This is a genomic window from Corallococcus sp. AB011P, assembly GCF_003611605.1.
GTDB lineage: Bacteria > Myxococcota > Myxococcia > Myxococcales > Myxococcaceae > Corallococcus > Corallococcus coralloides.
Genome location: NZ_RAVX01000002.1, coordinates 700,445 through 713,618 on the forward strand (window position 1 = coordinate 700,445; position 13,174 = coordinate 713,618).

14 protein-coding genes are annotated in these 13,174 nt (G+C 69.8%); 10 read left to right on the top strand and 4 right to left on the bottom strand.

Translation table 11 applies throughout. From position 1 onward, the window contains the following. From D7X30_RS08075 to D7X30_RS08085, 3 genes are all read left to right on the top strand, one after another. Window positions 1-609, top strand: a complete 609-nt coding sequence (locus D7X30_RS08075) for an HAD family phosphatase (RefSeq protein ID WP_120562252.1) — start codon at window positions 1-3, stop codon at window positions 607-609. A gap of 123 nt (window positions 610-732) precedes the next feature. Next, window positions 733-987, top strand: coding sequence for a helix-turn-helix domain-containing protein (locus D7X30_RS08080; protein WP_120562253.1), 255 nt, complete (start codon window positions 733-735; stop codon window positions 985-987). Beyond that, entirely contained in the window at window positions 984-2,216 is a 1,233-nt protein-coding gene (locus tag D7X30_RS08085) for a type II toxin-antitoxin system HipA family toxin (protein WP_158619215.1), read from the top strand. The genes D7X30_RS08080 and D7X30_RS08085 overlap by 4 nt, the downstream gene beginning before the upstream one ends. Before the next feature lie 5 nt (window positions 2,217-2,221). On the opposite strand, the gene D7X30_RS08090 is transcribed toward D7X30_RS08085, so the two are convergent. Together D7X30_RS08090 and D7X30_RS08095 are read right to left on the bottom strand one after the other, a co-directional pair. Then, window positions 2,222-2,872: a glutathione S-transferase family protein gene (locus D7X30_RS08090; protein WP_120562255.1), complete on the bottom strand. Its 651-nt coding sequence runs from the start codon at window positions 2,870-2,872 to the stop codon at window positions 2,222-2,224. Window positions 2,873-2,910: 38 nt separating this feature from the next. Then, on the bottom strand, window positions 2,911-3,522 hold the full coding sequence (locus tag D7X30_RS08095) for an adenylate/guanylate cyclase domain-containing protein (RefSeq protein ID WP_120562256.1): 612 nt from the start codon (window positions 3,520-3,522) through the stop codon (window positions 2,911-2,913). A 305-nt stretch (window positions 3,523-3,827) separates the two neighbouring features. On the opposite strand from D7X30_RS08095, the gene D7X30_RS08100 reads away from it, so the two are divergent. Continuing rightward, window positions 3,828-4,703, top strand: a complete 876-nt coding sequence (locus D7X30_RS08100; protein WP_120562257.1) for a hypothetical protein — start codon at window positions 3,828-3,830, stop codon at window positions 4,701-4,703. Here the strand turns inward: D7X30_RS08100 and D7X30_RS08105 are convergent. Further along, window positions 4,654-6,732: a S46 family peptidase gene (locus D7X30_RS08105; protein WP_120562258.1), complete on the bottom strand. Its 2,079-nt coding sequence runs from the start codon at window positions 6,730-6,732 to the stop codon at window positions 4,654-4,656. The genes D7X30_RS08100 and D7X30_RS08105 overlap by 50 nt on opposite strands. A 129-nt stretch (window positions 6,733-6,861) precedes the next feature. Here D7X30_RS08105 and D7X30_RS08110 point away from each other — a divergent pair, with 129 nt between their 5' ends. Next, entirely contained in the window at window positions 6,862-8,004 is a 1,143-nt protein-coding gene (locus D7X30_RS08110; protein WP_120562259.1) for a triacylglycerol lipase, read from the top strand. A 32-nt stretch (window positions 8,005-8,036) separates the two neighbouring features. Further along, window positions 8,037-8,900: an N-acyl homoserine lactonase family protein gene (locus D7X30_RS08115; protein WP_120562260.1), complete on the top strand. Its 864-nt coding sequence runs from the start codon at window positions 8,037-8,039 to the stop codon at window positions 8,898-8,900. A gap of 3 nt (window positions 8,901-8,903) precedes the next feature. On the opposite strand, the gene D7X30_RS08120 is transcribed toward D7X30_RS08115, so the two are convergent. After that, the gene (locus D7X30_RS08120) at window positions 8,904-9,434 is read right to left on the bottom strand and encodes a DUF4442 domain-containing protein (RefSeq protein WP_233591449.1); all 531 of its coding nucleotides are present in this window, start codon (window positions 9,432-9,434) and stop codon (window positions 8,904-8,906) included. A 40-nt stretch (window positions 9,435-9,474) separates the two neighbouring features. Between D7X30_RS08120 and D7X30_RS08125 the strand changes: the two genes are divergently transcribed. From D7X30_RS08125 to D7X30_RS08140, 4 genes are all read left to right on the top strand, one after another. Then, window positions 9,475-10,845: an FAD-dependent oxidoreductase gene (locus D7X30_RS08125; RefSeq protein ID WP_120562262.1), complete on the top strand. Its 1,371-nt coding sequence runs from the start codon at window positions 9,475-9,477 to the stop codon at window positions 10,843-10,845. Window positions 10,846-11,009: 164 nt separating this feature from the next. Beyond that, window positions 11,010-11,573, top strand: coding sequence for a DNA starvation/stationary phase protection protein Dps (gene dps / locus D7X30_RS08130; RefSeq protein WP_120562263.1), 564 nt, complete (start codon window positions 11,010-11,012; stop codon window positions 11,571-11,573). Between the two features lie 101 nt (window positions 11,574-11,674). After that, on the top strand, window positions 11,675-12,550 hold the full coding sequence (locus D7X30_RS08135; protein ID WP_120562264.1) for an SDR family oxidoreductase: 876 nt from the start codon (window positions 11,675-11,677) through the stop codon (window positions 12,548-12,550). Continuing rightward, on the top strand, window positions 12,547-13,164 hold the full coding sequence (locus D7X30_RS08140) for a glutathione S-transferase family protein (RefSeq protein WP_120562265.1): 618 nt from the start codon (window positions 12,547-12,549) through the stop codon (window positions 13,162-13,164). The genes D7X30_RS08135 and D7X30_RS08140 overlap by 4 nt, the downstream gene beginning before the upstream one ends. Window positions 13,165-13,174 lie beyond the last annotated feature (10 nt).

Below are 13,174 nucleotides of genomic sequence, written 5' to 3' on the forward strand. Positions count from 1 at the left end.
GTGTCCGCCGTCCCCGCCGTGAAGGCCGTGCTGCTGGACCTGGGCAACGTGCTGGTGTTCCACGACAACTCGCTGCTCTTCGCGAGGCTCGCGGCACGGGCGGGGTTGGAGCCGCAAGAGGCCGCGAGGCGGCTCACCGGCGCGGGCTGGACGGCGGCGAACCGGGGCCTGCTGGACGCGGAGGGCATCCGCAAGGACGTCTGCGGCGCGCTGGGTGTGGACCTGCCCATGGAGGAGTTCGCGCCCCTGTGGAGCAGCCACTTCAAGGTGCACGACGCGGTGCTGCCGCGCGTGGAGGGGCTGGCGGGCCGCGTGAAGTTGGTGCTGGTGTCCAACACCAACGCGCTGCACGTGGCCTATTTGAAGCCGCTCTTGCCCGTGCTCCAGCGCTTCGACGCGCTGGTGATGAGCTGCGAGGTGGGGCACGTGAAGCCGGAGCCGGCCATCTACCAGCTCGCGCTCCAGAAGGCGGGCTGCGCGCCGCAAGAGGCCGCCTTCTTCGACGACCTGCCGGAGTTCGTGGACGCGGCCCGCGCGCTGGGAGTGCGCGGGTTTGTCTTCACGGACGCCCCTGCGTTCGACGCGCAGTTGAAGTCGCTGGGGCTGTGAGCCCCGACGCGGATGGATTCCGAATCCATCCGCTCGAATGGATATTGACGTGACGGCCTCTCATGCCGATACATTCCGGGCTGAAATCCATTCGAACGGATGGATTTTGGGAGTCCACGGCACATGGCTCGACCGGAAACCTCCTGGCTCCGCCCCCTCGCGGAAGCCGTCAGGGCGCAACGCACGAAGCTTGGATTGACCCAGCAAGAGGTCAGCGTCCTGGCGGGATGCGGACCTGTCTTCATCTACGACGTGGAGAGCGGGAAGAAGGCCACGCTGCGCCTGGACAAGCTCCTGGACGTCCTCCACGTGCTGGGACTTCGGCTGACACTCGAGCCGGGCCAGCAACGCCTGCGGGTGAGCGAGCCGGCGTCATGATCCGCCCGACCGACATCGAGGTCGCGGAGGTGTGGCGCGGGTCCACCCATGTCGGCTCCATCACCCGAACCGCTCACGGCTCCATCTTCGAGTACGCGGCGGACTTCTTCGAGCAACACGCGGCAAGGCCTGGCGGCATCGCGGTCCACCTGCCCTACTCGAGACGCCGCACCGAGACCCTGGGCGCCAACCTCCACACCTACTTCGCGGGACTCCTTCCTGAAGGACTGCGCCTGCGGGTCCTCCTCCAGAACGTCAAGACGTCGGAAGACGACCTGCTCAGCCTGCTGGTGGCGGCGGGGGCCGATACCGTGGGGGACCTCTCCGTCGTTCCCCAGGGACAGACCTTCCCGCGACCCGTCCCTCGCGGAGCGAAATGGAAGCCCGAGTCCGTTCTCTTCACGGACCTCTTCGCCCAGAGCCTCCCGCGACTGGGGACGGAGAACACCGAGCCGACGATTCCAGGCGTCCAGGAGAAGCTCTCCGCCTCCACCATCTCCTTCCCGGTGTCTTCGTCGGGGCAGCGTGACTACATCCTGAAGCTCAACCCGAGGGACAAGCCCGAGCTCGTGCGCAACGAGCACTTCTTCATGGGCATGGCGAAGCAGTGCGGCTTGCGCGTCGCCACCACGCGGCTCATCCATGACCGCGATGGGAACGACGGGCTGCTCGTCGAGCGCTTTGATCGCAGTTGGGAAAAGGCGGAGAAGCGCCTGCGCCGCATCCACCAGGAGGATGCCTGTCAGTTCCTGGATCGCTATACCAGCGACAAGTACCGGCTCACCTGCGCGGCCATCGCCGAGGGCCTTCGCGAGAACTGCGCCGCGCCCGTTCCCGAGCTTGCGCGCTTCCTCCACCTGCTCGCGTTCAGCTACCTCATCGGGAACGGGGACCTGCACGCCAAGAACGTGAGCATCCTGGCGGAGGGGCCCGGAGGCGGTTTCCGTTTGTCACCCGCCTATGACCTGCTGACCACCCTGCCCTACGGCGATCACCGCATGGCCCTGAAGTTCGAAGGGCGCGACGACAACTTCCGGCGCGCGCACTTCATCGCCTTTGGCGAGCGCTACGGCGTGAATGCGAAGGCCGTCAGCGTCATGCTCGACAAGCTGTGCACCCGCGCGGAGCCCTGGCTGGAGCGCCTGGAGGAGATTGGCTTCGACGCGCGCCGCACGGACTTCCTGCGGCGGACGATGCACAAGCGCCTGCAGGAGCTCCGCGCTCCGTAGCGCTCCTACCGGTAGCGCGCGAGCGGTGGCTCGCCCTGGGCGGCCTCCGTCCACTTGAGCATCGCGGGCAGGCCCAGCACCGCGTCGCGGTACGCGGCGTTCTCCGGACGGAACGGGACGCCGTAGGTGACGAAGCGGGTGACGACGGGCGCGAAGAACGCGTCCGCGATGGAGAAGGCGCCGAAGAGGAAGGGCCCGCCCTTGCCGTAACGCTCGCGGCAGCCCACCCACAGCGCCTGGATGCGCGCGATGTCCGCGTGCACGCCCGGCGCGTCCACGCCCGGCACCGTCTTGCGCGCCAGCAGGTCCATGGGGAGGTTCGTGCGCAGCGCCGTGAAGCCCGAGTGCATCTCCGACGTCACCGAGCGCGCCATCGCGCGCATCGCGCGGTCCGTGGGCCACAGCTTCGCTTCCGGGAAGGCCTCCGCCAGGTACTCGCAGATGGACAGCGAGTCCCACACCACCGTGTCGCCGTGCTTGAGCACCGGCACCCGGCCGCTGGGCGAATGCAGCGCGATGAGTGCCGCCGTCTCCGGCGTGTCCAGCGGCACCAGCACCTCCCGGAACGGCTGGCCGGTGTGGGCCAGGGCCAGGTAGGGGCGCAGCGACCACGAGGAGTAGTTCTTGGAACCAACAACCAGGGTGAGCTCGGACATGGCGCGGCACCATACCGCCGCGCGTCCGGCCGTCAGCTTCAACCGTCCGCGCGCGCGCGCTTACGGCCCAGCAGTGAACGCACGCGCGACATGAGCGCCCGCTCGCCGCGGCCCTCCACCGGCGAGTCGATGCGGAACACCGCCACCGGCAGCCGGATGTTCTTCAATTCGTTGCGGCCCAGCTTCACGGGAGGCGCCTTCAGCCGTCCCTCCAGCTGCGCGGCCACCGTCTCACTGACGTAGACAGTGCCTGGGCGCGCCAGGGACTCGATGCGGGCCGCCAGGTTGACACCCTCGCCGAAGATGTCTCCGTCGCGGTGCACCACCATGCCCAGGTGCGCGCCCGCGCGGACGGACATCCGCCGCTCGGTGGGCACGGCGCGGTTGCGAGCATCCACGGCGGCGCGCCACTCCAGCGCGAAGGCCACCGCGGGCAGGCCCGATTCGAACTCCAGGAGGAAGCCGCCCTCCTCCATCCGCTTCACCTCGCGGCCACCGTGGCGAGCGAGCAGTCCTCGCACCAGTTGGCCGTGCTCTTCATGCAGCGCTTGTTGTAGCGACTCATCCCGCCAGCGTTGACCTGCAGGGGCCTCCATGTCCGTGAACATGATGGCCGACATCGTCCGGGGCTCCGGGGCCTCCACCACCATCGTGCATCCTCCCTCCCCCCGGCATGAGACGACCGAGATGCTACCGCACGTCGGGTGCCAGCTCCCAACCACCCCGAGAAGGCGCCCGGACGGAGACGTTCCGGGGAACGCAACCGTGCGAAGACAGAGGCGGATTCAAGTCCGCATCCCCAAGGTAGCGACTTCCTGACGCGACGCACCAAGCACCCGGCAGGTTCTGGACCGAGGTTGTCCTGCACCCGACGCGTCGCGGTGGGAGACGTCCAGTGCGAGTCAGGTGATGGGCGCGCGCCCCGTCCGCGCCGGTCACGAAAGGCCTGCGCGCGATGATCCACTCAGACGAGAAGGTCCGGCAGATGGCGCGCTCGCTGCTGCCGTCGAAGCACCGGGAGGCCGCGCGCTTCGCGAAGGCGCGCATCCACCGCGCGGCCCGCCAGGAGGCCCGTCAGGAACTGGCGGTGTGGATGAAGGCCGGGGACGTGGAGCACGACCTGCCCTCCTTCGCGCCGTGGGAGCGCAAGGAGATCAGCATGGAAGTGCGGTGGCGGCGCGACGGCGACAAGGTGATGCCGTTCATCCGCTGGGCCACCGCTCGCACGCGCGAGCTGCGCCGGGAGGATCGCCTGAGCCACGTGCGCAGCCTGCTGCCCAGGGGCGTCATCGGCGAGCACGCGCTGGGCCACGTGGAGCACACGACCGCGTTCGAAGACCCCATCGAGAAGGCGTGGCGCAATCGCTACTGGCTGCGCAAGCAGGCACAGCGCAAGGGGGCACTGCTGGATCGAGGTGAGCAGGCGCGACTTCTGCGCGCGCTCATCCAGGAGCCCGACGGTCAGCGCACCTTCAATCGCTTCCTGCGAGAGCGTCACGCCTGGGCATCCGCGCCGCGCAACCAGGGGTCCTGGCCCAGGAAGGGACTTCCGCCGCACCGGCCGCTCATGGGCCTGCATGACGTACTGCCCTTCCTGGACACCCTGACGCGGCATCCCTGGGGCAACGCCGTCCGCACCTGGGGACAGCAGGAACCGCCAGCGCACTGGGTGCGGCTGTTCCTCCAGCACTTCAAGGCGCACCGGGGTCACATCGCTTCCGTGCGCGCAACGCTGGAGGCGGAGGGACTGCTGTCCTCCCGCCCCCTCGGGCAGCCCTACCTCAGCGAGCCGGAGCCGCGGACGCCGCCTGCGCGCCCTTCAGCTCGTTGACCACGCGCGCGGCGCCGTACACGTGCTCCAGCGCGGCCATGATGCCGTCGCCGTGCACCGCGACCGCGCGGTTCGTCTCCGGCACGTAGAGGTAGCGGCCTCCCAGCGACGGCAGGTTGCCGTCGAAGATGAGCCCCACCACCTGCCCGTCCCGGTTCACCACCGGCGAGCCGGAGTTGCCGCCGATGATGTCGTTGGTCGTCGCCATGTCCAGCGGCGTCGCGTCCGGCACCTTCCCCTTCGCCTTCACCCACGGCGCCGGCAGCTTGAAGGGCTCCTTGCCCGTGTCGCGCCCGTAAGCACCACCGAACGTGGTGAGCGCGGGCACGGCCTTACCGTTGTCATCCCAGCCCTTCACCTGCCCGTAGTTGAGCCGCAGCGTGAACGTCGCGTCCGGTGCGCCCGCCGTGCCGTTCACCAGCAGGTACGCCTTCGCCAGCCGCTCGCCGTTGCGCTTGAGCACCGCCTCCACCGTGTCCTCGTAGCGCTTGCGCGACGCGCGCGTCTCCGCGTCCACCTTGCGCGCCAGGACGATCATCGGATCCTTCGACGCATCCACCGCCGCCTTGCCACCCTCCAGTAGCGCCTTGCGCACCTTCACGTCGCCCAGCTTGGAGCCACGCACCAGCGCCTTCGCCAGGTCCGCCGGGGCCTCCTTCTCCAGCACCAGGCGCACGAACGGATCATCCGCGCCCAGCGTCTCGCGCAGCTTGTTGAAGCCGAACGTCAGCGTCAGCGTCTCCAGCTCCGCCGGGATGGGCGCCTCCCGCAGCAGCCGCTGCTTCAGCGCGGGCAGCTGGCCGTCGGTGTACTCGCGCAGGCGCTCCGCGTTGGGCTTGGGCAGCTCATCCGCCGCGCGCACCAGTGCCTGGGCGTAGGAGAACAGGTCGGAGCGGAACGCATCTCCCGCGCCCTTCATGCGGTGGTCGTTCGTCATCCGGCGCCACGCGTCCAGCGCCTGAGCCGTCTCGTCCCACATGCCCTGCGTCAGCGCCTTGGCCTGGGGATTCGCGTCGATGCGCTTGCGCAACTCCGCCTCCTCCTGCCGCTTGCGCGCGAGGACCACGGGGTCCGCCAGCGTCTCCTGCCGGCCCTTCAGCGCCTTCAGTCCGTTCTCCACGCCGCGCAGGCTGGAGCGCGCCACGCGGAAGCGCTCCGGCGACGCGCTGGTGAACTCGCGCAGCGCGCCCCGCATCTCCGACAGCTGGAGCAGCGTCTGGGGCAGCGCCACGTCGCGCTGGAACTCCAGCTCCGCCACCGTGCTCTTGCGCTCCGTGCCGCCCGGGTGGCCGGAGACGAAGACCAGGTCCCCTTCCTTCGCGCCCTCCTTCGCCCACGGCAGATAGTCCGGGCTCTTCGCCGGCGCGTCGTTCTGCCACACGCGCACGAAGGACACGTCGTAGCCGTAGCGCGGGAAGTTGAAGTTGTCCGCGTCCCCGCCGAACGCCGCCATGGAGAACTCCGGCGCGAAGACGAGCCGCACGTCCTGGAAGCGGCGGTACTTGTAGAGCTGGTACTTGCCGCCGTTGTAGAGCGTCACCACGTCGCACCGCACGTCCGCGCCGGTGGTGCACGCGGCCTCCACCGCAGCCATCTCCTTCTTGAGCGCGGTGTTGAAGGCCGCGCCGGACAGGCTCTTCGTCGCCGCGTTCATCCGCTCGGTGACGTCCGTCATCTCCACCAGCTGGTTGGCTTCGACCTTGGGACAGCGCCGCTCCTCCTTCGCCGTCTTCGCCTGGAAGCCCTTCGCCAGGAGGTCGTCCTTCGCGGTCGTCAGCTCCTCGATGCAGCTGCGCACGCAGTGGTGGTTCGTCATCACCAAACCGTCCGGCGACACGAAGCTGGCGGAGCAACCGCCCGCGAGCCGCACGGAGCCCAGGCGCACCTTGTCCAGCCATGCCTGGGTCGGCTCGAAGCCGTAGGCCTTCTTCACCTGGGCGGCGGGAAAGGCGTCGTAGGTCCACATGCCCTCTTCCGCCACGGCGGGGAGGGACGACAGCAGGCCAAGCGCGAGCAGTGTGCGGTACACGGAGAGTCTTCCTTCGTGGGTAGGGGAAACGGGCGGCCGTTTTGTCAATGCAACCGGGCGGGCGTCAACCGCGTGGGACGCCGGGTATTCCAAGCCCATCCCGGGAGCGTGGGGTATGCTGGGCGACCCATGTCCGTGAAGCACCACGTCTACCTCGTCCCCGGATTCTTCGGCTTCACCAACCTGGGCGAGCTCCTCTACTTCGGCCACGCGTACGAGTTCCTGAAGCAGGACCTCGCCCGCCGGGGAGTCGACGCGGAGGTGGTGACGATCGTCTCCCACCCCACTGCCTCCATCCGCCAGCGCACCGCGGATCTGCTCAAGGCCGTGAGCGAGACGGCCTCCGGGGACGACGGCCCCATCCACCTGGTGGGCCACTCCACCGGAGGCCTGGACGCCCGCCTGTTCGTCTCCCCCGGCGCGCAGGTGTCGGACACGCTGGAGCTGGAGCCCTTCGCGCGCCGCGTGCGCAGCGTGGTGACGCTGTCCGCGCCACACGCGGGCACGCCCCTGGCCACGTTCTTCCTGGGCCTCTTCGGCCAGCAGCTCCTGAAGCTCCTGTCGCTGTTCACCATGTACGTGCTGCGCTTCGGCCGGCTGCCCCTGAGCGTGGTGTTCCGCTTCGGGCACCTGATGTCGCGGGCGGATGATCAGCTGGGGTGGAAGGCCACGCTGCTGGATCAGCTCTTCGACCAGCTGCTGGGGGACTTCTCCAGCGAGCGGCGCGACGCGGTGACGAAGTTCCTGTGGGACGTGGGCCGCGACACGTCCCTCATCCCGCAGCTCACGCCAGAGGGCATCGACCTGTTCAACGGCGGCACGCATGACCGGCCCGGCGTGCGCTACGGCTCCGTGGTGACGCAGGCCCGGCCGCCGTCCCTGCGCACGCGGCTGGCGGCGGGCCTGGACCCGTACGCGCAGCTCACGCACACCATCTACGCGTTCGTGTACGGCCAGACGCAGCGGATGCCGCTCACGCAACTGCCCCTGCACACGCCCGCGCAGACGGCGGCGCTGGTGCAGGCCTATGGCGCCATGCCCGGCCCCACCGCGTGTGACGGCATCGTGCCCACGCGCTCGCAGGTGTACGGCCGCGTGCTGACGGCAGTGCGCGCGGACCACCTGGATGCCATTGGCCACTTCGACCAGCCGGCGCACCAGCCCCCGCACGTGGACTGGCTCATCTCCGGCTCCGGCTTCCGCCGCCCCCAGTTCGAGGCGATGTGGAAGACCATTGGCGACTTCCTGTTGGAAGATGAGCCGACGCGGTAGCCGCTTCCCACGTTCCACCCCGGAGCCGCCCCATGAAGACCCTTCGCCTGTGGTCCGCCTGTCTCGCGCTCACCGCCTGCGCCAGCACGCCCCCTGCTTCACGGGCATCGCCGGCCGCGACTGGCGTGAAGCTCTACGCCATCCACTGCGGCCGCGTGGAGCTCGGCGACTCCGGCTTCATGGCGGACGACGGCTCGATGAAGGGCGTGCCCGCCGAGACCGTTGTCCCGTGCTACCTGATCCGCCATCCGAAGGGGGACCTGCTCTGGGACAGCGGCCTCTCCGAGAGCATCGCGGACATGCCGGACGGCATGCGTCCGCAGGGCCAGCCCGTGCACTTCGAGGTGAAGAAGAAGCTCACCGCCTCGCTCGGCGAATTGGGACTGGCACCGGCCGACATCGAGTTCGTGTCGTTCTCCCACCTGCACTTCGACCACGCGGGCAACGCCAACCTGTTCGCGGGCTCGACGTGGCTCGTGGATGCGGAAGAGCGCGACGGCGCCTTCTCCGAGCAGGCCCACCAGCGCGGGGAGGTCCCCCACTACAGCGCCCTGGAGCAGGCGAAGACCGTGCGCATCGAGGGCGACGCCCCCTACGACGTGTTCGGCGACGGCACCGTCTCCATCCACCAGGCCCCGGGACACACGCCCGGCCACACCGTGCTGCTGGTGAAGACGGCGAAGTCCGGCGCCGTCCTGCTGACCGGCGACCTGTGGCCGCTGCGCGAGTCCCGCGAGCGGCAGCTGGTGCCGGTCTACAACGCCAGCCGCGAACAGACGCTGGAGTCCATGAAGCGCGTGGAGGCGCTGGCCCAGGAATCCAACGCCCGGGTCATCCGCGAGCACGTGCCCGAGGACTTCGCCGCGCTGCCCGCGTTCCCCGCCGCGCTGGAGTAGGCCCTACCCGCGCTTGAACACGGCCAGGAAGCGCGATTCGGCGACGCACTGGCCGTCGGTGCCCAGGAGGCGCACGGGAATCCACGCCTCCGCCTTGTCGCCCGTCGCGCGCAGCTCCGATGCGAGCTTCTGAAGCAGCTCCTCCCCCGGCTCACACACCGCGCTCACCGCCGTCTTCGCCTTCGCGTGGAAGGCGACCTCCATGCGGTTGACCAGCATCTTGTATTGGCTCGGCGGGAAGCGGCGGAAGAGCATCACGCCCATCGTCAGCTCCATCACCGTCACCTGGGCGCCCAGGTACACGCTGCCCACGTGGTTCTTCGTCTTGCGGTCCAGCGGCACCGTCGCCTTCACGCGCGCGTCCGTCACCTCGTCCACGCGGTAGCCCATGGCCTTCGCCAGGGGGACGATGTTCTTCACCGCCAACGTCGTCAGCGCGTTCGCCGCGCCCGGCGACACCTGCCGCACCTTCTCCACCAACTCCAACGCGAACATCCGGTCCTCCACCCTTCCCGTCTGACGTCCCGCGCGCATCCTAGCCACCCGCCGCGTCCGGCATAGAGTCCGCGGACCTATGGGCGAAAGCGTGGACGTGGTCGTCATCGGCGCGGGCGTCGCGGGGCTCACCGCGGCCCGGGACATCGCTCGCACCGGCGCCACCGTCGCCGTGCTGGAGGCGCGCGACCGAGTGGGCGGCCGCACCCTCACCCGCGAGCTGGGCGGCGGGCTCGTGGACCTGGGCGGCCAGTGGGTGGGCCCCAGGCAGCGCCACGTGCTCAAGCTCGCGGATGGCCTGGGCCTCCAGCGCTTCCCCCAGCACCACCGGGGCACCAAGGTGCTGGAGGTGCGCGGCGAGCGCCGCACGTACCAGGGCAAGGTCCCGTCCCTGCCCCTACTGTCGCTCTTGGATTTGCAGCGCGTCATCTGGAAGCTGGATGGACTGGCGAAGCGCGTCCCTCGTGAGCAGCCCGCCGCCGCGCCGAAGGCCACCGAGTGGGACGCCCTCACCGTCGAGGACTGGAAGCAGCGCCACGTGCCCACCTGGGGCGCCCGCGCCGCGCTGGACATCGCCACCCGCGCGGTGTTCGCGGCGGAGCCCTCCGAGCTCTCCTTCCTGAGCTTCCTCTCCTACGTGCACTCCAACGGCGGCCTCATGCCGCTGACGGAAATCGAGGGCGGTGCCCAGGCGGAGCGCTTCGTGGACGGCGCGCAATCCCTCTCACGGCGGCTGGCGGAAGCACTGCCCCCGGACCGCGTCGTCCTCTCCGCGCCCGTGAAGGCCGTGCACCAGGACGCTCGCGGCGTCACCGCCACCACGGAGGACGGCCGGACCTTCCGCGCGCGCTACGCGGTGGTGGCCACCCCGCCCGCGCTCGCGGAGCGCATCGACTTCGGCGCGGACCTGCCGCCGGGCCGCCGCCGCGCGCACACGGACATCCCCATGGGCAGCGTCATCAAGGTCGTGGCCACCTACGCCACGCCCTTCTGGCGCGAAGCGGGCCTGTCCGGCGAGGCCGTCAGCGACGCGGGCCCGGTGCGCCTGTGCTTCGACGACTGCGGTCCGCACGGCCACCACCCCGCGCTCGTGGGCTTCTTCCTGGGCGACACCGCCCGCGCGTGGACCGGCCGCCCCATGGAGGACCTCCACCGCGCGGCGCTCGCGGACTTCGCGCGCTTCTTCGGCCCCCAGGCCCTGTCGCCCGTGGCCATCGCCGCGCTGGACTGGAAGCAGGAGGCGTTCAGCACCGGCTGCTACGTGGGCCTGCCCCGCCCCGGCACCCTCACCGCCATTGGTGACGCGCTTCGTGCGCCGTTCGGCCGTGTGCACTGGGCGGGCACCGAGACGGCCATCGAAGGCTGTGGCTACCTGGACGGCGCGGTGGAGTCCGGCGAGCGCGCCGCCACGGAGGTCGCCGCCCGGTTGACCGCCCCCGACGTGGGCTGATCATCGGCGGCGCCCGGCCGCCCGCCCTCCGGGCCAGCCGGGCAGCCAGGCGACACACGCCGCGCCATGGCCAAGGGCCCGCCCCATCCCCACCCTGTGGGAAGCGCCGAGACGTCATGCCGACGGCCTGCCGCGCGCAACCCACCCAGCGAGGGATCAGGACCATGTACACGACCAGCCACGTGAACCTTCCCCAGGATGCGCGCGAAGAGCTCATCGACATGCTCAACACGCTGCTCGCCAACGCCATCGACCTGCACTGGCAGGTGAAGCAGGCCCACTGGAACATCCGGGGCACGCACTTCTACAGCCGCCACCTGCTCTTCGACGAAGTGGCCAAGCACGCGCGCAAGCACGCGGACTCCTACGCCGAGCGTGCGGGCGCGCTGGGCGGCTACGCCCAGGGCACCATCCGCCTGGCCACCAACAACAGCCAGCTGCCCGAATACGACCTGCAGGCCGTGGACGGAGAGGCCCACATCCGCGCGCTGGTCGAGCGCGTGGGCCGCTACGCCGCCAGCCTCCGCGACGGCATCAACAAGTCCGACGAGGCGAACGACCCCGTCACCGCGGACATCCTCACCCAGACCCTGGGCGAGACCGAGGAGGACCTCTGGTTCCTGGAGAGCCACCTCAACGGCGACGCGCGCGCGGGGGTCTCCATGCCCCCCAAGGGCGGCAGCCGCCGGGGCCGTCAGGCCGAGGACATCAGCCAGGCCAGCACCTGACATCTGACGCCACCTGCCTCCGCCTCCCCGGCAGGTTCTCCTGCGCGGGGACGGCGGGGAGCGTATAGAACGCGTCCCCGGATTCCAGGAGGACACGTCCCATGGCGGCAGGGCTTCCCGAAGACCGTCTCGACGGCAAGGTGTGCCTCATCACCGGGGCCACCGGTGGCATCGGCCAGGAGACGGCCAAGGCGCTGGCGCGGCGGGGGGCCACGCTGGTGCTGTCCGGCAGGGATGGGGCCCGCACGGCGGCCACGGCCGCCGCGGTGCGAGAGGCCGCCCCCGGAGCGCAGGTGGAGACGCTGCTCGCGGACCTGTCCTCGCTCCAGTCCGTGCGCGACCTGGCGAAGGCGTTCCGCGACCGCCACCCGCGGCTGGACGTGCTTATCAACAACGCGGGCCTCATCATCGACCGGCGGCAGGTGACGGTGGACGGCTACGAGGCCACGTTCGCCACGAACCACCTGTCCCACTTCCTCCTCACGCACCTGTTGCGCGACCTGCTGGTGGCGAGCGGCCCCGCGCGCATCATCAACGTGTCCTCGGAAGGCCACCGCCTGGCGTACTCGAACTTCCTGGACGACCCGCAGACGGAGAAGCGCCGCTATGACGGCATCCGCGTCTACGGCAACGCCAAGCTCAGCAACATCCTCTTCTCGCGCGGGCTGACGAAGCGGCTGGCCGGTACGCAGGTCACCGCGAACGCGCTGCACCCCGGCGCGGTGCGCACGGGCTTCGGGCACAACAGCGAGGGCTTCTTCAAGCACCTCATCAAGCTGGCCGGGCCCTTCATGCTCTCCGCGGAGAAGGGCGCGAGGACGTCCATCTACCTGGCGTCGTCACCGGAGGTGGCGGGCGTCAGCGGTGAGTACTTCATCAAATGCCGCAAGGCGAAGCCGTCGTCCGCCGCCCGGGACGAAGCGCTCGCGGAGCGGCTCTGGCAGGTGAGCGAGGAGCTCACGGGAGTGAAGGCATGATCGACCTGTACACGTTCAAGACCCCCAACGGCCGAAAGATCTCCATCGCCCTGGAGGAGCTGGGCCTCCCGTACAAGACGCACTCGGTGGACATCTCCAAGGGCGAGCAGTTCAAGCCCGAGTTCCTGGCCATCAACCCCAACAACAAGATTCCGGCCATCGTGGACCACGACGCGCCGGGTGGCCGGCCGTTCGCGCTCTTCGAGTCCGGCGCCATCCTGCTGTACCTGGCGGAGAAGACGGGCTCGCTGCTGCCCGCGGATCCGCGCGGCAAGGCGGAAGTGACGCAGTGGCTGATGTTCCAGATGAGCGGCCTGGGCCCCATCCTCGGACAGCTCAACCACTTCGGGCGCTTCGCCTCCACGAAGCATCCCTACGCCATCGACCGCTTCCAGACCGAAGCGAAGCGCATCCTGGGCGTGGTGGAGCAGCAGCTGTCGTCGCGGGACTACCTGGCCACCACGTATTCCATCGCGGACATCGCCACATACCCGTGGCTGAAGGGCTCGCGGGACTCCTTCCCGGAGCTCTTCAACAACATGCCCAACCTCATCCAGTACCTGCACCGCGTGGGCAGCCGTCCCGCCGTCCAGCGGGGCATGCAGATTCCCTGACGTCTGTTTC

What these genes read in the sequence shown, in the direction of transcription:
- D7X30_RS08135 (WP_120562264.1), top strand. Translation starts at nt 11,675, where the DNA reads ATGGCGGCAGGGCTTCCCGAAGACCGTCTCGACGGCAAGGTGTGCCTC.
- D7X30_RS08120 (WP_233591449.1), bottom strand. Translation starts at nt 9,434, where the DNA reads ATGCGCGCGGGACGTCAGACGGGAAGGGTGGAGGACCGGATGTTCGCG.
- D7X30_RS08090 (WP_120562255.1), bottom strand. Translation starts at nt 2,872, where the DNA reads ATGTCCGAGCTCACCCTGGTTGTTGGTTCCAAGAACTACTCCTCGTGG.
- D7X30_RS08125 (WP_120562262.1), top strand. Translation starts at nt 9,475, where the DNA reads ATGGGCGAAAGCGTGGACGTGGTCGTCATCGGCGCGGGCGTCGCGGGG.
- D7X30_RS08115 (WP_120562260.1), top strand. Translation starts at nt 8,037, where the DNA reads ATGAAGACCCTTCGCCTGTGGTCCGCCTGTCTCGCGCTCACCGCCTGC.
- dps (WP_120562263.1), top strand. Translation starts at nt 11,010, where the DNA reads ATGTACACGACCAGCCACGTGAACCTTCCCCAGGATGCGCGCGAAGAG.
- D7X30_RS08085 (WP_158619215.1), top strand. Translation starts at nt 984, where the DNA reads ATGATCCGCCCGACCGACATCGAGGTCGCGGAGGTGTGGCGCGGGTCC.
- D7X30_RS08100 (WP_120562257.1), top strand. Translation starts at nt 3,828, where the DNA reads ATGATCCACTCAGACGAGAAGGTCCGGCAGATGGCGCGCTCGCTGCTG.
- D7X30_RS08140 (WP_120562265.1), top strand. Translation starts at nt 12,547, where the DNA reads ATGATCGACCTGTACACGTTCAAGACCCCCAACGGCCGAAAGATCTCC.
- D7X30_RS08095 (WP_120562256.1), bottom strand. Translation starts at nt 3,522, where the DNA reads ATGGTGGTGGAGGCCCCGGAGCCCCGGACGATGTCGGCCATCATGTTC.
- D7X30_RS08080 (WP_120562253.1), top strand. Translation starts at nt 733, where the DNA reads ATGGCTCGACCGGAAACCTCCTGGCTCCGCCCCCTCGCGGAAGCCGTC.
- D7X30_RS08110 (WP_120562259.1), top strand. Translation starts at nt 6,862, where the DNA reads ATGTCCGTGAAGCACCACGTCTACCTCGTCCCCGGATTCTTCGGCTTC.